This window comes from Psychrobacter sp. I-STPA10, assembly GCF_021012795.1.
Classification (GTDB): domain Bacteria; phylum Pseudomonadota; class Gammaproteobacteria; order Pseudomonadales; family Moraxellaceae; genus Psychrobacter.
Window position 1 is genome coordinate 105,124 of sequence record NZ_VFYU01000012.1, and the last position, 21,024, is coordinate 126,147.

The following is a 21,024-nucleotide window of genomic DNA, read 5'->3' on the forward strand; positions in this document are numbered from 1 at the left end:
TGTGGTGTTTTTTTGGTACTATGCCTGTTATTTTTTATAAATGTAAGGATATTTTATGGGAATTTTCATTCAAGCAGCACATGCTGCTCCAGAAGCAGCAAGTACCACCTCTATGATTGGGCAGTTTTTATTACCCATTGCCTTTTTTGCTATTTTTTACTTTTTGGTCATTCGACCACAGCAAAAACGTGCCAAAGAACACCGTAATATGGTTGATTCACTCAGCGTTGGTAGTGAAGTGATTTTTGCTGGTGGACTCATGGGACGCATCAAAAGTCTAGAAGGTGATTATGCAGTTATCAGCTTAAATGATAAAAATGATGTAATGGTTCAACGTGCTTCTGTTATTTCTGTATTACCCAAAGGTACAATGGATAGCTTGAGCTAATATATAACATAAATTATTACAACAAACTATAGGGGCATCTATACATCAACCAATGGCTCTCAAATCGCAGCATATTCCTGATGTCATAAAATTGCCCCCTTTCATACCATTTGCTATTTACCAAAGATTTATTGATTATATAGTCTACACAACCATTATTTATAACTAATTATAACCAATAAGTCAAAATTAAGTCATCCTTTAGAAGAAGTGATTATGCACTATCCTGCTTGGAAATATATCTTAATCCTCATCGTGTTATTCATATCTGGATTATATGCCCTCCCCAATCTGTATCCTGACGAACCAGCAGTACAAATTACCAGTGCCTCAGCTGGTACACAGTTAACTGCAAGTGTGCTTGAGCAATCAGAACAGCTACTAAAAGAGTCAGGTATTAACTACCATGATGGTAGCTTTGAAGGCAACAGTGCCCTACTACGCTTAGACAGCGCAGAAGCTCAGCTGCAAGCTCAAGAGGTGTTGCGCCAAAAGCTTGGAGATAATTATGTGGTCGCGCTAAATTTAGCGCAAACAACGCCTGAATGGCTGCGTGCCATTGGTGCCAAACCAACCAAACTTGGTTTGGATTTACGTGGTGGGGTGCGCTTTGTACTTGAAGTTGATATGGACAAAGCATTGGAACAACGCTTAAAAAGTACCAGTCGTGATGTTCGTCGTATACTGCGTAGTGAACAAGTACCTGTCAAAGGTATGCAATTAACCACTGATGGCATGATATTGCACTTTAATGATAATGAACTGCGTGATAAAGCCCAGCGTATCATTAAAGCCAACCAAGGTACTCAGTTTGATGTACAAGCAGGTATTGATGATCAAGGCCCTGAATTAACCTTGCAATATAATGAAGCCACCATCAATGAAATCACTCAATATGCAGTGGGGCAAAACTTAACCACTTTGCGTAACCGTATTAGTGAGCTTGGCGTTGCTGAGGCTCTGGTACAATCACAAGGGGCAAACCGTATCGTGGTTGAGCTACCTGGCGTACAAGATACGGCTGAAGCCAAACGTGTACTTGGGCGTACTGCCAACCTTGAGTTTCGCTTAGTTGCTGATGAAAACAGCAATTATAATGGTGGTATTCCACCTGCTGGTACAGAAGCTTTTCCTTTTGGTACTCTAGATGGCCCATCGACCTTATTACAGCGTCAAGCCATTGTGACGGGTGAAAAAGTACAAAATGCTCAAACTGGGCTTGATGAAAATGGTCGTCCAGAAGTGAGTATCACCCTTGATACGGCTGGTGGTAAACTGATGCAAAATGCCACCAAAACTGCTGTGGGCAAACAGATGGCAGTATTGTTTATTGAAAACAAACAAAAAGTTACCTATAGCAAAGATCCTGCTACTGGCGAGACCATTGAAACTCGCACCCCTTACGCAGATATTAAGATTATTAACCAAGCCAATATTCAGGCTGTACTTGGCTCATCATTTCGTATTACTGGGCTTGATAGTAATGCTGAAGCCGCTGAGCTTGCTCTACTACTACGCTCAGGCGCACTAGCAGCACCCATGTACTTTGTGGAAGAGCGCACCATTGGTCCATCTTTGGGTAAAGAGAATATTGAAAAAGGCTTATTCTCTACCCAAGTTGGCTACCTATTAGTGTTTATTTTTATGATTATCTTTTATCGAGTCTTTGGTCTTATTGCCAATATTGCCTTAGCATTTAACCTAATCATCATTGTGGCAATGCTGTCTATCTTAGGCTCAGCACTGACGCTACCTGGTATTGCTGGTATCGTATTAACCATTGGTATGGCTGTTGATGCCAACGTGCTTATTTTTGAGCGCATACGTGAAGAGCTACAGGAGGGGGCAAGACCAAAATCTGCCATTGTTGCTGGCTTTGATCGTGCCTTTAGTAGTATCTTTGATGGTAATATCACCACCCTTTTGGTTGCGATTATCTTATTTTCAATCGGTTCAGGCCCAATTAAAGGTTTTGCCATTACCCTAGCGATTGGTATTTTAAGCTCGCTATTCACCGCCATTATTGTTACTCGTGCTTTGGTACATTTAACTTATGGCAAACGTAAAAATGTTAAAAAACTGAGTATTGGTTAGGAGGCGACATGACAGATCCGCAAAATAATTCAGGTGATAAAATGCCTGCCCCTGAGCAATCAGACACCACCACACGTCGTCGTAAAAAACCACGTCGTAATGGTAAAGGCAGTAACGCAGCAAATAGTAGCCCGATAACAAGTCGTCGTACTGGTAAATCCAATACTTCTACTAATAACACAGTGGTAGAAACAACCACTGATGATGCACTACTTGAAGATGAAGCAGCACTTGCTGAAGGCGGTGTCAAAGCAGTGGGTAATAAACGCATTATCCCGTTTATGAAAATCGAAAAGCTAATGGCAGTATTATCCGCATTGATTGTTATTATTAGCCTTGGTGCGATTATCTTTAAGGGGCTAAATCTTGGGCTAGACTTTACAGGGGGTGTCTCTGCTGATGTAACTTATGCCGAGCCTGTACAGCAAGTTGAAGTGATCAATGCCCTACAAACGCATGGCTTTGATGACCCTGTAGTACAGTACTTGGGTAGCACCAAAGACATACTGGTACGCTTGCCACCACAGTCTGATAATATCGATGGTCTTAATAGCAGATTAAATGACGCCCTTGACTTACCTAATAATGATGCTGATATCAGTAGTGTCAATATCATTGGTAGTCAGGTTGGTAATGAGATTTACCTTAACTCGTTAATTGCCATTGCAGCGGCATTAGGCTGTATGCTGTTATATGTTGCTGTACGTTTCCAGTTCAAACTAGCCATTGGCGCATTATTGGCTCTATTCCATGATGCCATTGTGACCATTGGTATGTTTGCGCTGTTTGGCTTCCCCTTTGACTTAACTGTGTTAGCTGCCGTATTGGCATTAATTGGTTATTCATTAAATGACACCATCGTTGTTTATGACCGTATTCGTGAAAACTTCAGACGGGTGCGTGGCATCACACCTCGCCAAGTGATTGATTTGTCATTAACAGAAACCCTACGCCGTACCATCATGACGGTGACTACGGTTATGCTGGTGGTACTGGCAATGATGTTCTTGGGTGGTGATGGTCTTGAGTGGTTCTCAGTGGCACTATTTATTGGTTTGATTGCAGGTACTTACTCTTCTATCTATATCGCAAGTTCAATTCCATTGGCCATGGGATTATCACGTGATGACTTTATAGTAAAAGTAAAACCTGAGTTTGAAGAAGAAATGGTCACATTTAATGACCCTAAAGCCAGTGACTATAATGACAACGATTTTAATGACTACGAAGAAGAGCCTCGCTAAAAATATACTGTTAGCAGCTAGCTAAATAGTTAGCAATATTTTTATCTGGTTCTGTTTTAAAAGCACCGCTTGCGGTGCTTTTTTATGCGCTATACATGCTGCTGCAAATAAGCCACAATAATTTTATTAGAGGGTAAATCATGGCAAATTCCCTATCTACAGAATCCACAGAGTCATCAATCAATAGCCCTATTGATTTAAGCTATACACATATTATTAAGTTAGCAGTGCCTGTACTGTTGGCAAATCTTGCCATGCCGATACAAAGTGGTATTGACATTGCAGTAGTGGGACATTTTAATCAAGCCAGTAGCCTAGCAGGACTGGGATTGGCAACGCAATTATTAGCCCTAATTTTAGTCAGTTTAAATTTTTTGCAATACGCTTCCTCTGGCTTATCTGCACAAGCGGTAGGCTCAAATCAAACAGCTGAGCAAAAAACCCATGCCCTACTCGCCATCTTACAACGCAGTTTGGTTTTAGCTGTCATTTTGGGGGCAATGATATTTTTATCTCAGCCAGTTTTGATTGACTTAGGGCTTAATTTATTGGGCTCAGCCAATGCCAATAAAGCAGCAGCAAGTAGCTATTTAAATACTCGCTTATTTGGAGTGGCGTTTGAATTGATGAACTATGCTTTTTTGGGCTGGTTTGCAGGGCAAGGCAAAACCACTTATATGCTGTATCAGCAAATTTGTATTGCGGTGCTCAATATCATTTTCACCTTAATTTTAGTGTATGTCTTTGATTTAGGTCTACAAGGTGTGGCACTTGGTACGGTATTTGCGTATGCGCTAGGTATGTTGATGGGGTTTGTTCTAGTGAGTCGTCATTTATCATTACCATTTAATCGTATCTTTCAACTGGATAAAAATGAGTTTAGTTATCAAAAAATGCTTAGGCTATTTTCATTAAACAAAGACATTTTTATCCGCACGCTGGTATTAACCTTAAGTTTTACTTGGATTACTCGTCTTTCTGCCTTACAAGGTGACGTGGTGTTAGCTACCAATGCGATTTTATTACAGGTGCTTAGTATGTCTGCTTTTGCCTTAGATGGAGTGGCAGTAGCAGCAGAGAGTCTATCGGGACAGGCAGCAGGCAAAAACCAACTGTCTTTATTAAAGCAAGCCATACGCCGAACAGGCATCGTTATTTTTATCTTAGCAGCTTTATTGTCGGGTATTTGGTATCTTATTATCCCCCTATTTTTGACCATGATGACCAATATAGAAAATGTCTTGCAGCTTGCAAGGCAATACACTGTCTTTGCCGCGTTACTGCCGCTTGTGGGGGCAGGTGCATACTGGCTTGACGGGGTACTATTTGGACTCACCGCAGGTAAAACCATACGCCAAGTTGCGCTGGGGGTGGCTGTTTTATTTTTTCCTGTCAGTTGGGGATTGTATACTTATCTGCCTATCTCAGATTTATTTGTCGTCAGCACACAAGTACACGCTGCCATGTGGGCAATTTGGCTGAGCATTTATTGGCTGCTGATTGCTAGATTTATTCTATTAGCTGTTATACTATCTCGCAAAAATGCACAACTATTACATAATGTACATAAACATTAAAATTAACCACAAGTTAATCAGTATGCTAAACAGTTACAAACATTGTTTAATCTCACTGTTTAAAAATATTGCTACTCATAAGATTAAGTGTTGCTCACATGACCCAATCTTCAATACAATCAACACCACAACAACAGCAATGTGACTGGCAGCAAGGCTTTCATCTCAGCCTACCTGTTGCCATGGGCTATTTGCCCGCTGGTATCGCCTTTGGCGTATTGGCACAAGTGGCAGGACTGCCACTTTGGGCAAGCCTAATGATGAGTCTATTACTGTACGCTGGGGCAGCGCAATATGCGTGTTTACCGATGCTCAGTGCGGGGCTGCCTGTGGGCAGTATTGCCACCAATATTGCTGCCATTAACATGCGCCATTTATTTTACGCGCTGCCACTTTTATCTGCCCTACCTCAGTCTCGCTTAGCACGTATATACTGTTTATTTGCGCTTACTGATGAGACTTTTTCGGTGATGACCAGTTTAGATACACAGGACAGACAAAAGATTTTTTTACCGATAAGCCTGTTTAACCAAGGCTGGTGGGTCATTGCCACCTTACTTGGGGCAATGGTGGGTGGGGTATTAAATGATTGGATACCACATTTGGACTTTGCTTTGGTGTGCTTATTTGCGGTATTGGCGTATGAGCAGTTTAAAAAAGTAAGCAGTCCACTGCCTATTATCATTGCTGTGATGGCATTATTATTTGCGCATCTTTTGACCGATGATTGGATATTATTAACAGCCATTAGCCTCTGCATTGTGCTGATTGTGGGTAGCGGTTTTATCCCCTCTTTAGCATCGCAGTCTTCATCTGCTAACGATAACGAGTAACTAAGTTTTAACGAGGTTTTAACGAATTTTGTCACGTTAAGCATTCAGTATTCAAAACCTGGCAACTGGCAACCAAAAATGACACACCATGGAACAATAAGCTTATGACGGTTTTCTCTCCTGTCTATTTGATAATGGCAATACTGGCAATGGCAACCGTGACCTTTATCATTCGTGCCCTGCCCGCTTTGATACCTAAAGTATATTTGGATACGCCTTGGCTGCACCGATTAAACAGCTATTTACCCCTATGCGTGCTTATTTTGCTTATTTTAACCAGTCTGCAATTACCCATCGACACTTCTGCGACAACAGATGACGCCACTGCCACAGCAAACAATCAGTTATTATTAGCCCAACTCATTGCCCTAACAGGGGTACTGCTCAGCTATCATTATTTTCGCCAATTATTTGTGAGTATGGTGGTCGGCATTGCCATACTAAACGCCTGCTTGTGGCTATTTACAACAACTTCTGTGCCATTTTAAGCGCATGTATCCCATATAACTCATGCGCCTTAAAAGGATAACGCTCTGAGAGACGATACCAAATATTTTGTTGTACTGGTTGTATGGCCAATATATCAATATCTAAAGTAACCAATTTAAGGGCTTTGGCATTGGCATTGACACTGGCATCAGTATTCGCTTGTTTTAGGCTATCTTGTTGAGATGATGCCAAATTTGAACCATTATTACTAGATACGACAGATTTAGATACCGTAGATTTAGATAAAACAGGTGGCATAGAGGAAGACTGGCGTTGCCGCTGACAATCGGCTTCTATCTGTGCCATCATCGCAACAAATTCGGCAGTTGAGACAGCAGCAGACAAAGATAATAACAGACACTGATTGGTATAATCAGGCTTTGGCTGCGCTTTGGTGGCGGTAAAATCAGGATTGACAAGCTCAGGTGAGCAGCGTATTTGCCCAAGCTCACTGAGTACCCCTCGAGCATAAGCCAGATGCTGCTTAGGGTTATGATTACTACCAAGCGATAAAAATACTTGCCCAACTAATCCAACTAACATGGGCTGTTGCAACATATCTGCCAAAGTAATGGCAACAATAGTGTTAGCCGTGTTGCTATGAGTATGATTATCACTGGCAGCAATCCGTTGCTGACTGTGTATAGTATTTATACTGGTCATGCCAGTTTGATTATCAGCGAATGTCATTTACTGTCCATTTTGCTGCATCGTTTTAGCACTGCGACTCACCTTAACCCCTACCGATGCCGCTTCATAAATAGCGGTTGGCTTGGCAATTTTGACACTGACCTGAGTGATGGGATATTTTTGTAGCAGATTATCAGCTATCAATACCGCCAATCGCTCCAACAGTTGCGCCTTAGTTTGCTGACACCACAGCGTAATGTCATCACACACACTTTTATAGCTGACCGTATCTTCCACATTATCCGTCTGCGCCGCACGCGACACATCAAAGCTCATGGACACATCGATAAATAAGGGCTGAGTTATCTGCCGCTCCCACTGCAATACGCCAATAACAGCATCTACTTTTAACCCTTCAATAAATATCACATCGGTAGTGGCTGTTGCTAATTTATCTGGTAAGTTATCTGTTAAGTTGTCTGCTACATTATCAGAATTGGGCTGGCTTACAGGCTGGCTCATCATTATTTCACCTTTATTTTATCTTTTAAAATCATATCTACAAAAACTTTTACTAAGTGTTTAAACTAATAATAAGGGTTACCCCTTATATACTCACACCTGATAGCTTGCCTTGCGTATCGTTTATTACTTATATTTATTCATCATTCGTTATTCGTTATTCGTTATTTAGTGCTTGTATTTGCTGATGCTGTCCGCTGTAATTGTTTACTGGGGCGATGCCGCCATAAATCAATACTAAACAGTAATAATGCAATCCAAATCAACCCAAATACCAACAAACGCTGAGTATCAAACGACTCATCATAATAAAAGACTGCCAAACAAAATATCAAACTTGGGGTCATATAGTTCATAAAACTCAAAATGCTATATGCTACTTGTTTGGTCGATTTATTAAATAATAATAATGGAATCAAGGTAATCGGGCCTGCCAGCATAAGCAACCAAATATCACGGCTAAACCAAAAACTCAAATGACTACTGTTGACATCGGCTTGCCAAAACCACCAAATAAAAAACGGCACAAGTAATATGGTTTCGATAAATAGACCATCTAACGCTTTGAGCAGTGTCCGCCGCTGCATGATACCATAAATGCTAAAAGTACCTGCAATCACCAAAGACACCCACGGCAGACTGCCCAATAATATTACCTGAATAATCACCGATATCAACGCCAAACCAACCGCTATCCATTGCAACGGACGCAATCGCTCTTTTAAAAACAGCATCGACATCAAAATGCCAATCAATGGACAAATAAAATAACCGAGACTGGCTGCTAATAATTGATTGCTATTCACCGCCCACACATAGGTTAACCAATTTGTCGCAATCAATACACCTGAGACAAAAGTAATTAACAATATTGAGGGTTTTTCTCGCAACTCTTGTATCCACTGCCAACGCCGAGTAGCGGTAAGCACAATAAGGATACACACAAATGTCCACATGACCCGATGCCCAATAATCTCAAACGAATCATAATCTGACAACTGTTTAAAATACAGCGGAAAAGCACTCCAAATCGCAAAAGCAGCAAATGCAGTCATGATGCCTTTACTGGTGGTGACCACGGCTGGTGGTGTCACCTGTTGCTCAGTACCTGCTGCAAACTGTGAGCTGGGTACGGATTTATCCTGAGAAGACATAACAGACAACCTTATTCACAATAAACCACAGCTCCGCTTCACCAGTCTAAAAATATTAGCTGATTTTTAAAATCGGTAAAACAGGTAAAATAGGTTTAATTAATGTTATTACTAAAATAAATGCAGCATTGATGACTAAAATCATTCATGACTAAAATAAAAAAACTTACCATATCAATTCTATTAAATATGGTAAGCCTTTTCAGGTATGATTCGTCATTAATGAGTTAATTATCAATGAGTTAATTTGTTCTAAGGCTAAATCATAAATAATTAGTTATGATTTAGCTATTAGCCATTAGTTACTTTTAGTAGCAATCGACAAACCTATCTGATTGGCAAGCTCAGCAAACCCGGGGAAACTGGTGTTCACCGTTTCCACACCATGAATGGTAATGGTATCTTGCGCTCTGATACTGGCAATGGCAAAGCTCATGGCTATACGGTGGTCATGGTGTGAATATATCTCACCGCCTGTAAATACAGGTTGCCACTGCCCAGCTTTAGCATCCGTCTTAGATACACCGCCACCATTAATAATGATGCCATCTTCGGTCACTTCACAATCTACTCCGAGGGTTTGCAGTCCATCTGCCATCACTGCAATACGGTCGGACTCTTTGACGCGCAGCTCTTTTGCGCCTGTCAGTACCGTTTGTCCTCGGGCACAGCTTGCAGCAACAAACAATACTGGAAACTCATCAATGGCTAGAGGTACAAGATTTTCTGGAATTTCAATCCCCTGTAAATCTGAAGATTCAATGGTAATATCCGCCACAGGCTCTTGACCAACATAAGTCTGATTGCTGATACTAATGTTTGCACCCATCAATTTTAAAATATCAATAACGCCCGTACGAGTCGGATTCATACCAACTTGCTGAATGGTTAATTTACTATCACGAGCGATGGCAGCAGCCACCATAAAAAATGCCGCTGAAGAGATATCAGCAGGCACAGCGATATCACACGCTGTTAACTTACCACCACCTTGCAAACGAATGCTGTTACCATCAACTTCTACCTCATAACCAAAGGCAGACAACATACGCTCAGTATGGTCACGGGTCACTTCTGGCTCAGTGACTGTGGTCGTACCAGATGCCCATAACCCTGCCAATAACACACAAGATTTCACTTGCGCCGAGGGTACTGGCAAATCATAATCAATACCTGTCAACTGACTGCCTGTGGCATCACTGCCTGTAATGCTAATCGGGGCACAACCACGCTCACCCGTTGTCTGAATCACTGCCCCCATTTGTCGTAGTGGCGTTGCGACTCGCTCCATCGGACGTTTGGACAAACTGCTATCGCCTGTGAGCACACTATTAAATCTTTGCGCTGCCAATATGCCTGATAACAGACGCATACTGGTACCAGAGTTACCCATATACAGTGGGGTACGACTGGGTTTAAGACCATGCATACCCACACCATGAATCACCACATTACCATTATCAGGGCCTTCGATGGTCACGCCCATGTCTCGAAATGCTTGCAACGTCGCCAGTGCATCTTCACCTTCCAAAAAGCCCGTTACCCGAGTCACCCCTTCAGCCAAACTGCCAAACATGATGCTACGGTGCGAGATAGATTTGTCACCAGGTACATTAATACTGCCTTGAACCTGTTGGCTTGGGGTGATGATATAAGACGCTGTCATATTATTATCCATTTGAGAAGTCGTATAAGGGGTACTGCTAAGCATGTGTCCAAAGTGACGGCGAGCCGCTTGCGCTCTACCGAGCAAGCCAAGCAATGCCGTAGAATCTTGCGTGGTGATTAAATGGCGTAATTGCTGCAAATAATTGCTATATTCATCAAGCGCGGCAATGACGGCATCTTGATTGGCAAAAAAGATATCATGCCACATAATCGGGTCACTGGCAGCAATACGAGTAAAATCTCGAAATCCACCTGCGGCATAGCGAAAAATATCCATATTATCATCATGACTGGCAAGCTGTTCGACCAGATTAAATGCCAATAGGTGCGGCAGATGGCTGGTGTATGCCAATACTGTGTCATGATACTCCGCTGCCATCGGCATCACCGATGCCCCCACCCCTTGCCACAATGCAATTACTTTTTGTACTGCTTCGGCTGAGCTTGACTCAAGCTGACACACTATCACACTATGATTGACAAACAAATCGGCACGGCGGGCATGATAACCCGAATTTTCAGCCCCTGCGATGGGGTGCGCTGGTACAAAGCTGCTAGGCAAACTCTGTCCTACTTGCGCAAAGGCAGCTTGAGCAGCATCAATGATATTTTTTTTGGTGCTGCACACATCACTGATGACACAAGTCGGGGCAATCTCACCTGCCTGCATTGCTTGTGCTATCTGTTGCCATACGGCAGCAACTGCTTTAACAGGAATGGCAATGATGATACAGTCAATACCGTCATTACTGTCACTGTCAATACTATCGCTTTTTAAAGCAAGCTCAGACTGTATCAGCGTACGCAAATCATCACTGCCTGCGGCAATAATGCCATCACTGAGTGCTGCCTCAATACTGGCAGCGTTTTTATCCACTGCCACAATGCGGCGGCTTAATTGATGGTCATGAATGGCTTGGACAAGGCTTGCGCCAATCAATCCCAAACCAATCACACAGACACGCTCAAAGATAGGGATATGATGACTACGCACCGAAGCGTGGATATTTTGGTTAAAAGACTGCCCCGCTACTGGCTGTTGAGAGAGTTGAGACGTCACCATAATTAGCTCAATACCGTACGCAACGTATCAATGAGTAAGGTATTTTCTTCAGGCAAACCAACGGTAATACGCAGCCACTCTGGCAATCCATATCCTGCCAGTGGACGCACAATAACACCTTGCTCAAGCAATGCCCGATATACCTTAGCTCCGTCGCCAACATTGACCATAATAAAATTGCCAGATGAGGGTACAAAACCCAAACCCAACGCATCAAACTGTTTGCTTAGCCAGCGTTTTTGACCATCATTTAGTTGTCTGACTTTTGCAATATACTCTTGGTCTTTGAGTGCCGCGGTTGCCGCCGCCAATGCCACTGAGCTGACATTAAATGGCTGACGAATCCGATTGAGTAAATCTGCCACATAAGGCGAGCTTAACGCATAACCCACTCTTAGCCCTGCCAACCCATAAGCTTTTGATAAGGTACGTACCAAAATCACATTATCAAACTCATCAATCAATGCACGATTATTACTCTGTGGACAATACTCAATATAAGCTTCATCAATCACCACCAATACTTCAGAGGGTATACTACCAACAAACTCACGTAATGCATCATGAGCTAATAGCGTGCCTGTTGGGTTATTAGGATTTGCAATAAATACTAACTTTGTATTGGCATTAGCTTGTACTGCCTGTTGCATTGCCGCTAAGTCATGACCATAGCGTTTGGCTGGCACTGCAATGCCTGTTGCCCCCAGCATTTTGGTCAACATAGAATACACCACAAACGCATATTCACTATAAACAATGGCATCTTTATGACTGACAAAAGTACGAGCAATGATATCCAATAAATCATTAGAGCCATTGCCTAATGTGATTTGATTCATCTCTGTATCTGTCAAGTCAGCAATGACCTGTTTTAGATAATAGCCATTGCCATCAGGATAACGTGCCAACTGTCCCAACTGCTCAGTAACTGCCAGTGTCACCAAAGGCGAGCAGCCCAGTGGATTTTCATTACTGGCAAGTTTTACCACATCATAAATACCATATTCACGGGTCAACTCATCAACAGGTTTACCCGTTTGGTACGCCTGCAAATCAAGAATACTCTCATAAGCAGGTGGCAACCGCTCAGCGACTGGCTGCTGACTTAAGTCTGTAGCAGCCACATCAGTAGAATCTTGACTGGCAGGGCTTAAGCTATCGACTGGCTGCGTGATAGTATCTGTTTGGGACTGATTAACTTGACTCATAAATACACTCTTTGCTATGTAGGGGGCTATATAAAAAATTTAGCGACACATGGTAAATATCCAATAGAAATTAAAGCACAGCTTTTGGATATGAGCCTAATACCCGCACTTCTTTGACCAACGGACGTATCGCTTCGATGGCAGCACTGACATTGGGGTCTTCAATGTGTCCATTCATATCAATAAAGAACACATACGCCCATTTATTGGGACGCTCTGGACGGGTTTCGATACTGGTCATTGACACGCCATGTTCTGATAAAGGTTTCAAGATTTCAATCAATGCCCCTGCTTTATCATGGGCAGACACAACAATCGAGGTTTTATCCTGTCCTGATGGCGCAATCGATTCTTTACCGATGATTAAAAAACGAGTGGTATTACCTGGATTGTCCTCGATATTTTCATGCAGTTTGTGTAGGTCATATTCTGCCACCGCCACATCACCTGCAATCGCAGCCGAATGCCATTCATTTTTAAGGCGTCGTGCGGCTTCACCATTACTTGATACCGATACCCGCTCGACATTGGGATAATTCACATCGAGCCAATGACGACATTGTGCAAGCGACTGCTGATGCGAGTAGATACGGCTCAAACTTTCAACTTTGGTATGTGATGCCACCAAAAAGTTTTGATGAATGGGCAATTCCACTTCACCAATGATTTTTAGATTTGATGCCAAAAATCCATCTAGGGTATGGTTCACCACCCCTTCCGATGAGTTTTCAACAGGTACAACCCCATACATTGCTGAGCCTGACTCTACTTCACGAAACACGTCAGTGATGGTGGTCAAAGGAATCGTGGTTGACGCTTTACCAAAATGTTTTAAAGCAGCGGCATGGGTAAAAGTACCAATTGGACCTAAAAAGGCAATCTTTTGTGGTGCTTCTAAATCCAAACACACCGACATAATTTCACGAAACAGCTTGCCCATTTTTTCATCAGCAATTGGACCTGTATTGCGTGCCATCACTGCTTTTAATACCTGTGCTTCACGCTCTGGACGATAAAATATTGGGTGGTCTTCATTGTCTTTTTTGACGGTTGCCACTTGCTGTGCCAAAGTGGCACGCTCATTGAGCAATGCTTGTATTTGTTGGTCCACACCATCAATTTTTTGCCGTAAAACATTCAAAAACTCAGGCGTTGCCCCAGCTTGTGGCGTTTGAGATAATGGCGACTGCTCAACCTCATTACCCAATGATTGCGACTCCTTATCAGATAAATTGTCAGATGGATTGCTCATAAGTTATATCCTTTATTCATTTTTTTAAATCTTGCTAGCCTTTGATTAGCTTAAAGGGGTTAGTCTACGTTTAAAACAGCACCCAGATAAATTTTTTAATTGTTTTTCAGCAAAAGTGTATGTCATGTGGTCTATCACTACAAATGCCACTATAAAGGCTAAATATTACTGCAATATTTAGCCTTTATAGTGATAGACAAACAACCTTGTAGAAAAACAACGGGTCACATTAAAATATGACAGTAATTTCTACTTTTGTTAGCCTAGGGGCTGTTACCAATAGACAAAACATGAGATAGTAAATTATATATTATGAATGCTTTAGTTTAACATGACACTGCCAGTATGCGCATAGATAATACTAGGGTTTTGACATGGCAGCAACATGACATCTATGATTTAAACTATTTAACTGAACCATATTGTTAATCCTATTGTTATTATGTTAAGAATCGCTGACGTTCGCAACCACACTTTGCGATACTTTTTATCTTTTGACAATTCTTTCATAGCCTTTTGGCTCTTTAATAACCTTTTGGTAGACCTTTAACCATCTTTTGATGACGACTTCACACAAGCGGATTAAGGCACATCATTCATCACAGTAAAGTGAGCTTATCTCAACCTCTGGCTGCTTTTTTGGCTAATTTTGTCACTACTTTACAACTTACATAACAGGAATACTTATGAACGCACTACAACAATTAAAAACCATGACCACCATTGTTGCTGATACAGGTGACTTGCAAGCCATCGCACGCCTAAGACCTGTCGATGCCACGACCAATCCCAGCCTCATTACCAAAGCCCTTACCCACCCTGATAAGCAAGCCATGCTCTCTGACTCCCTCAATCATTACTCAGGTAATATTGACTCAGTCATTGACAATCTAACCATACAAGTCGGCTGTGATATCCTAAAACTTATCGAAGGGCGTGTCTCTACCGAAGTTGATGCTCGTCTGTCTTATGATACAGCCGCTACCATTGCCAAAGCGCATGACTTCATCGAAGCATATAATAAAGCAGGGGTGGATACGCAGAGTATTTTGATTAAAATTGCTGCCACATGGCAAGGCATTGAAGCGGCAAAACAACTTGAAAAAGAAGGCATACATTGCAATCTCACCTTGATATTTGGACAACATCAAGCGGTGGCATGTGCTGATGCGGGTGTCACTTTAATATCACCTTTTGTTGGTCGTATTTTAGACTGGCAAAAACGTGAGCAAAACCGCCAAAACATCAGTGTCGAAGAAGACTTAGGGGTACAATCTGTCAAGCGCACCTATCAGTATTACAAGCAGCATGGCTATGATACCCAAGTAATGGGAGCAAGCTTCCGTAGTACCGAGCAGATTTTGGCATTGGCAGGGTGTGATTTACTCACCATTTCACCTGACCTACTCGATGCCCTCAGCAACCTCGACACACCTGTGGTACAACAACTGTCTGCCGATATGCAATACGAACCCATGAACAAAGTGAGCCTAACCGCACAAACTTTTAGTGACGCTTATGAGCAAGATAGCATCACCCAAGATTTATTACCCAAAGGTATTGATGGCTTTATCCGTGCACGCGAAGAGTTGGCAGAAGCATTGAATATGTTGACTCGCAAAGCATAGCCTATTACTTTTTGTCTTGGTAGCATGTAGCATTCTGCTGATATTTCAAAATATATATCTAGGACTTACGCAAAAGATAGATACCAATTTATTTTATTATAGTTTCAAATTACTGTAATATTATTAATAAATAGGTTTAACTAAACCACCTACAGGTGGTTTTTTATTGGATAAAGTTGCCACTGTGATGGATGACTACCACGAATGAAAATCCTTAATCCTAAAGTACTCATGATAGCTATAACTCCTTGCCTTTTTTTATATTCATATACAGCTATGGCAACGAGTGTATTTACTCATGAAGAATTTGAACATAACCTATATAATGAGTTAAGCCTTGAAATTGATAACGAATTTTTGGATTATGAAAGAAAAATAAAAAATCAGGATCATACTACTACTAAAATCAAATTTCATAATTTATTGCCAAGCAATATCACAAGGCTAGAATTAAGGTCTGCACTGTTGGGTGAATATATTTATGTTGGAGAATACAAATCAGAAATCTTCGTAAACATACCTAATTATGCCTTTGAAAAGGATGGCTTTGATTCTCTCATTATTTCTTTAAACAATCCTTCAAACTTTGAATCATATACAATTCAACAGGAAGTAGCTTACAAAACATGGGAAAAAGATAAAACGGTAAATATATATTTCTTACCATTTAAAAAATTAGATGAGGCTTCAGGCACTTATTATGGATATACAATTAAACTGGAGTAATATTAAAATAAAATTAACTCTCTATTTCATTTTGTAAAAATTACCATCTTATCGATATTCACATTATATTATGAAAACTATCCTGACCAATTCTAAGCAATCACCAGCATAATATATAATCTTGAGCCTATAAAATGAAATGAGTAGCATATTTGGATTATCAGTTGCCACATCTACGATGTCACTATAGGGTCTGGGTAGTAGTATGATGTCACTGGTATCTTGGATAGGTAGTGTGTCCATATTCAGTAGTCACTTTTTCTTCCTGACTTGATACAGATAAGATTAACTACATTTATCTTTCTATTCAATTTATTATTGAAGTTATCTAAGCAATTACCAGCATAACGTATAACTCTGTACAGGCAAATCTTCGAGGTTGATGCTTTGTATTCATTGGATGATTTTTTAATGTTCCTAAGTCTAATTTAAAGGCTGAGGGCTATTTGCCACACAGTACACCTCTAAGATAAGTTTTTTTGCATGACTTTTATTCTGTATGTAACTCTTGAGTATGACTTAGTGCTGCTGGCAGTGGAATACATTCTGTGGTCTTTTGTGATTGATGGGGCTGACAATATGCAATAGGTCCTTCTATATATTCTTCTTGAACTTTTGCTCCTTCAGCATCTTTGGCTGTGAGATAGACTTTTCCCATATCTATATATCTTTTTTCTTCATAGGAAGATACGGTTCGCTCTCCAGTTGCATTGATAGTAGGCAAGTCTCCAACGGCATATGACTTTAATTTATAACCATCTGCCATAAACATGAGTGATGAATAATTATAATAACCATACTCATAACGTTTGGGCGGTGATACTCTATAATGATACTCTGCAGGGGGTATTAAAAATTGTCCTTTTTCATCACTTATATCAAAGTCACCCGAACTATACATGACTTTGACATTACTAATCGGCTGCTCTGTCATTCTATCTATCACTTGCCCTTTTATTTCAGCCGTCATGTATTCTACTTTTTGTTGACAACCCATCATGGATAAGCAAATTAAGATAAGGTATGGTTTTATTAGTTTCATTAATAAGCCTTCCGTTTTCATTGTCATACTTTTCTTCTTCTATATCAGCACCGCCATTGTCGCTATTATATATTGCTGTATCATTCACTTCTGTACTGGCTATTAAATATGTTTGCTCGACTGTGGATGATATCTCAGCTATAGATTGGTCATTTTTATTATCAGTAGTACAGGCAGCCAAGACAAATAGCACATGCTAAGATAAATTGGTTTTTTCATGATTTTACTCTATGTGAGGCTCTTGAGTATGACTTAGTGTTGCTGGCAGTGGAATACATTCTGTGGTCTTTTGTGATTGATGGGGCTGACAATATGCAATAGAATCGTCAATACGCTCTTCCTGAACTTTTGCTCCTTCAGCATCTTTGGCTGTGAGATAGACTTTTCCCATATCTATATATCTTTTTTCTTCAAACGAAGATGTTATTGTGGTCTGTGCTTTATTTGTACTAAAAAAATTATTAATATAATAAGATTTTGTAATGTACTTATCACTGATAAACTCTATAGATGACATAGATAGATCCTGTATATCATGATAGTTTGGTGCTTTGACTCTATATTTATACTCTATTGCTGGAATATAGAATAAACCATTAGCATCTGTAATATCCAAGTCCTTTGATGTTATCCAAACTTTTACACTCTCTATAGGTTGATTGGTTTCTTTATCAATGACTTGTCCTTTTATCTCAGGAGTAACATATATAACTTTTTGTTGACAGCCCATCATGGATAAGCAAATTAAGATGAGATATGGTTTCATTAGTGAGCATTCCGTTTTCATTGCATACATGGCTGTAATATATCCACTTCGATACTATCCCCTTCAAAGTCCAGTTGCTTATATAGACAGTCTATTTTTTTGATAAGCTGTTGCTCTTCTGCTTTGCTTAAACTTTGTGCATCATTATAGTTATCTTTTGGATAGCGATTAAAGTCTAAGGCTAAGCCGTATTCTCTACGAATGTTATAGCGCAAATAGTCTAGTCTTATAGTTGTTCTTCTAATATCTTCAGGAAGTTCATTTTTATCACAAATACAGATGTTCTTAAAATGAGTGATATAATGAAGCATCTGAGCATCACCTGCTTTAACCATTAGTTTAGGAGAGGGATAATAAACTGACGCAGAGCTATATCTATTCCATGCTGTACCATATTTACCTCTAGCAAACTCCATATCCCCCTCTTTTTCTAATGCTAGCAAAGAATCATAGCTACTCTGTATTTGCGATGAGCCATTAATAGTCTGCCAACGGTTTGTCGCTCTATTTAATATAGCTTCACTATCTTCAAACCTCTCTTCTTTTTTATTAGTGTCGCTATCATGTATTACAATATCATTCACTACTGTACTGTCTATTAAATCTGTTTGCTCTGCTGTAGACGATATCTCAGCTGTAGATTGGTCATTTTGATTATCAGTAGTACAGGCAGCCAAGACAAATAGCACACTGCTAAGATAAATTGATTTTTTCATGTTTTTACTCTGTGTGAGGCTCTTGAGTATGACTTAGTGCTGCTGGCAGTGGAATACATTCTGTGGTCTTTTGTGATTGATAGGGCTGGCAATATGCAATAGGTCCTTCTATATATTCTTCTTGAACTTTTGCTCCTTCAGCATCTTTGGCTGTGAGATAAACTTTTCCCATATCTATATATCTTTTTTCTTCATAGGAAGATACGGTTCGCTCTCCAGTTGCATTGATAGTAGGCAAGTCTCCAACGGCATATGACTTTAATTTATAACCATCTGCCATAAACATGAGTGATGAATAATTATAATAACCATACTCATAACGTTTGGGCGGTGATACTCTATAATGATACTCTGCAGGGGGTATTAAAAATTGTCCTTTTTCATCACTTATATCAAAGTCACCCGAACTATACATGACTTTGACATTACTAATCGGCTGCTCTGTCATTCTATCTATCACTTGCCCTTTTATTTCAGCTGTCATATATTCTACTTTTTGTTGACAGCCCATCATGGATACACAAATTAAGATGAGGTATGGTTTCATTAGTGAGCATTCCATTTTCATTGCATATATGGCTGTAATATATCCACTTCAATATTATCGCCTTCAAAGTCAAGTTACTTATTCAGACAGGCCATTTTTTTAATAAGCTGTTTAACTAAAAGAAAATTTACAATGAGATATTATCTGCAATTTACCTACGTTTTATTTTTTAGTTTCTTTTTAACATCTTGTAACGCTTATGATAAGGTAAACTCTACTATGCCTGAAGAACCATTATATATTGAACTTAATATGACTGCTGAAGAGATGTACCAGCGTAATCCTGAATATAGAGCCTTTCAGGAAGCTGATGCCCAACCTATGGGGGTTACTTTTCAGGGGTATAACTTTCCAAGATATAGAGAACCTACAGTCATTATTAAATATCCTAATGGTACGTTAAGTGTTGATGGCGTAATGTCCGTATTGGCGTATGATGATAACAAACAAGAAAACTACCAACTTTCTAAAATTAATCTTGGATTTTTGTTCAATCATGAAGTAAGTGGCATCTCAGACAAAGATGCCTACAGCAAAATGATGAGTTTTTTTCAAGAACTGCAAGATAAAGGCTGGATATATTCTCATTCAAACGATGCACCTAGGTTGACCGCTAAAGACAGTTTTATATTTGCAACAACAGAAGGCGGCTCAAGTAATTATCTTGATTATAGTTATCCACTGACTTTTGATGAATGGATGCAGCTTAGTGATTTTCAGCGATGGCAATTAAGATACAACACAGAAGCTTATATGGATATAAGAATAAATAGACAAACAGATCCTTCTACTGGTCATCGGCACTATCTTATCAGTTTGGATATTTATGATGAGTTAGAAGAAATCAAAAGCAATATTGATGCTAAGGATAGAGACAGATGGCAGGCTGCCTATTCAGAGGTCTACCCAGAAATAGCTTCGTGGAGATTAGAAAGTGAATCTGCTGCTGTCAAAATGGGGCTAAAAATACAACAAGATCAGCCTGACTATACCCTACCACTTGTACTCAAAGAAACTGGTATTGATACTGCTGATTTCGTTTCTATTGACCCCTACAAAATCACTTCTAAAGAGTTTATAGAGCGTTCTGATGCAGGGGAAGACATGACCCCTTATTATGAAAATTATTCTGAGAAAAGTAAACCTGACACCACACTTAGTAGCCGAGATAATAGACGTTGCCTAGCAGGACAACCTTGCCCACAATCTGGATATTAATACCCCTTACCAAGGTGGAGGATAAAATTAATGTGTCTAACTGCCTTTAAACCAGCTATTTTATCGTTAGTCTCAATACTTATTTTTATTACTATTCAATATAGACAAGAAAGCAATAAAACCACGCCGCCTCCACAAACTATGTTACTAAGCTTTTTAACTACTGCATATAATGATGAATATCAACAATATAAAACAACTGAAGAATAAGTGAATAATGGCTTTGGTGGCAAAGTTGCTCCGTTACACAAAGATCAAA

General features: G+C 40.2%; 19 protein-coding genes. 9 read left to right on the top strand and 10 right to left on the bottom strand.

Annotated elements, in window-relative coordinates; genetic code table 11:
- The first annotated feature begins 55 nt into the window (after positions 1-55).
- The 6 genes from yajC to FHK89_RS05370 all read left to right on the top strand — a co-directional run bounded on the left by yajC (position 56) and on the right by FHK89_RS05370 (position 6,624).
- Entirely contained in the window at positions 56-388 is a 333-nt protein-coding gene (gene yajC, locus FHK89_RS05345) for a preprotein translocase subunit YajC (RefSeq protein ID WP_230657682.1), read from the top strand.
- 216 nt (positions 389-604) lie between these two features.
- Entirely contained in the window at positions 605-2,482 is a 1,878-nt protein-coding gene (gene secD, locus FHK89_RS05350; RefSeq protein ID WP_230657684.1) for a protein translocase subunit SecD, read from the top strand.
- A gap of 8 nt (positions 2,483-2,490) precedes the next feature.
- Positions 2,491-3,726: a protein translocase subunit SecF gene (gene secF, locus FHK89_RS05355; RefSeq protein WP_442966560.1), complete on the top strand. Its 1,236-nt coding sequence runs from the start codon at positions 2,491-2,493 to the stop codon at positions 3,724-3,726.
- 140 nt (positions 3,727-3,866) lie between these two features.
- On the top strand, positions 3,867-5,303 hold the full coding sequence (locus tag FHK89_RS05360) for an MATE family efflux transporter (RefSeq protein WP_230657686.1): 1,437 nt from the start codon (positions 3,867-3,869) through the stop codon (positions 5,301-5,303).
- A gap of 98 nt (positions 5,304-5,401) precedes the next feature.
- A complete protein-coding gene (locus tag FHK89_RS05365) occupies positions 5,402-6,136 on the top strand; it encodes an AzlC family ABC transporter permease (protein ID WP_230657688.1) in 735 nt (244 codons plus the stop codon).
- Between the two features lie 104 nt (positions 6,137-6,240).
- Positions 6,241-6,624 carry an AzlD domain-containing protein gene (locus tag FHK89_RS05370; RefSeq protein ID WP_230657689.1) on the top strand — a complete coding sequence of 128 codons (384 nt, stop codon included), beginning with the start codon at positions 6,241-6,243 and terminating at the stop codon, positions 6,622-6,624.
- Here the strand turns inward: FHK89_RS05370 and FHK89_RS05375 are convergent.
- The 6 genes from FHK89_RS05375 to pheA form a co-directional block, all read right to left on the bottom strand.
- Entirely contained in the window at positions 6,599-7,315 is a 717-nt protein-coding gene (locus FHK89_RS05375; RefSeq protein WP_230657691.1) for a hypothetical protein, read from the bottom strand. The genes FHK89_RS05370 and FHK89_RS05375 overlap by 26 nt on opposite strands.
- Positions 7,316-7,777, bottom strand: coding sequence for a dihydroneopterin aldolase (folB, locus tag FHK89_RS05380; protein ID WP_230657693.1), 462 nt, complete (start codon positions 7,775-7,777; stop codon positions 7,316-7,318).
- Positions 7,778-7,941: 164 nt separating this feature from the next.
- Positions 7,942-8,832, bottom strand: coding sequence for an EamA family transporter RarD (rarD, locus tag FHK89_RS05385; RefSeq protein WP_230657818.1), 891 nt, complete (start codon positions 8,830-8,832; stop codon positions 7,942-7,944).
- A 397-nt stretch (positions 8,833-9,229) separates the two neighbouring features.
- Positions 9,230-11,662, bottom strand: a complete 2,433-nt coding sequence (locus FHK89_RS05390; RefSeq protein ID WP_230657694.1) for a bifunctional prephenate dehydrogenase/3-phosphoshikimate 1-carboxyvinyltransferase — start codon at positions 11,660-11,662, stop codon at positions 9,230-9,232.
- Between the two features lie 2 nt (positions 11,663-11,664).
- Positions 11,665-12,870 (bottom strand): histidinol-phosphate transaminase, encoded by a 1,206-nt coding sequence (gene hisC / locus FHK89_RS05395; RefSeq protein WP_230657696.1) that lies wholly within the window; start codon positions 12,868-12,870, stop codon positions 11,665-11,667.
- Between the two features lie 70 nt (positions 12,871-12,940).
- The gene (gene pheA, locus FHK89_RS05400) at positions 12,941-14,122 is read right to left on the bottom strand and encodes a prephenate dehydratase (protein ID WP_230657697.1); all 1,182 of its coding nucleotides are present in this window, start codon (positions 14,120-14,122) and stop codon (positions 12,941-12,943) included.
- A gap of 686 nt (positions 14,123-14,808) precedes the next feature.
- On the opposite strand from pheA, the gene FHK89_RS05405 reads away from it, so the two are divergent.
- Together FHK89_RS05405 and FHK89_RS05410 are read left to right on the top strand one after the other, a co-directional pair.
- Positions 14,809-15,750: a transaldolase gene (locus FHK89_RS05405; protein ID WP_230657698.1), complete on the top strand. Its 942-nt coding sequence runs from the start codon at positions 14,809-14,811 to the stop codon at positions 15,748-15,750.
- A gap of 204 nt (positions 15,751-15,954) precedes the next feature.
- On the top strand, positions 15,955-16,476 hold the full coding sequence (locus FHK89_RS05410; protein ID WP_230657701.1) for a hypothetical protein: 522 nt from the start codon (positions 15,955-15,957) through the stop codon (positions 16,474-16,476).
- 490 nt (positions 16,477-16,966) lie between these two features.
- Here FHK89_RS05410 and FHK89_RS05415 read toward each other — a convergent pair whose 3' ends face one another.
- The 4 genes from FHK89_RS05415 to FHK89_RS05430 all read right to left on the bottom strand — a co-directional run bounded on the left by FHK89_RS05415 (position 16,967) and on the right by FHK89_RS05430 (position 19,547).
- Complete coding sequence (locus FHK89_RS05415; RefSeq protein ID WP_230657703.1) at positions 16,967-17,545, bottom strand: carboxypeptidase-like regulatory domain-containing protein; 579 nt, start codon at positions 17,543-17,545, stop codon at positions 16,967-16,969.
- 196 nt (positions 17,546-17,741) lie between these two features.
- Positions 17,742-18,284 carry a carboxypeptidase-like regulatory domain-containing protein gene (locus FHK89_RS05420; RefSeq protein WP_230657705.1) on the bottom strand — a complete coding sequence of 181 codons (543 nt, stop codon included), beginning with the start codon at positions 18,282-18,284 and terminating at the stop codon, positions 17,742-17,744.
- A gap of 17 nt (positions 18,285-18,301) precedes the next feature.
- Positions 18,302-19,000: a hypothetical protein gene (locus FHK89_RS05425; protein WP_230657707.1), complete on the bottom strand. Its 699-nt coding sequence runs from the start codon at positions 18,998-19,000 to the stop codon at positions 18,302-18,304.
- Positions 19,001-19,004: 4 nt separating this feature from the next.
- Positions 19,005-19,547, bottom strand: a complete 543-nt coding sequence (locus FHK89_RS05430; protein WP_230657709.1) for a carboxypeptidase-like regulatory domain-containing protein — start codon at positions 19,545-19,547, stop codon at positions 19,005-19,007.
- Positions 19,548-19,766: 219 nt separating this feature from the next.
- Between FHK89_RS05430 and FHK89_RS05435 the strand changes: the two genes are divergently transcribed.
- Positions 19,767-20,765 (top strand): hypothetical protein, encoded by a 999-nt coding sequence (locus tag FHK89_RS05435; protein WP_230657711.1) that lies wholly within the window; start codon positions 19,767-19,769, stop codon positions 20,763-20,765.
- The last annotated feature ends 259 nt before the right edge of the window (positions 20,766-21,024 follow it).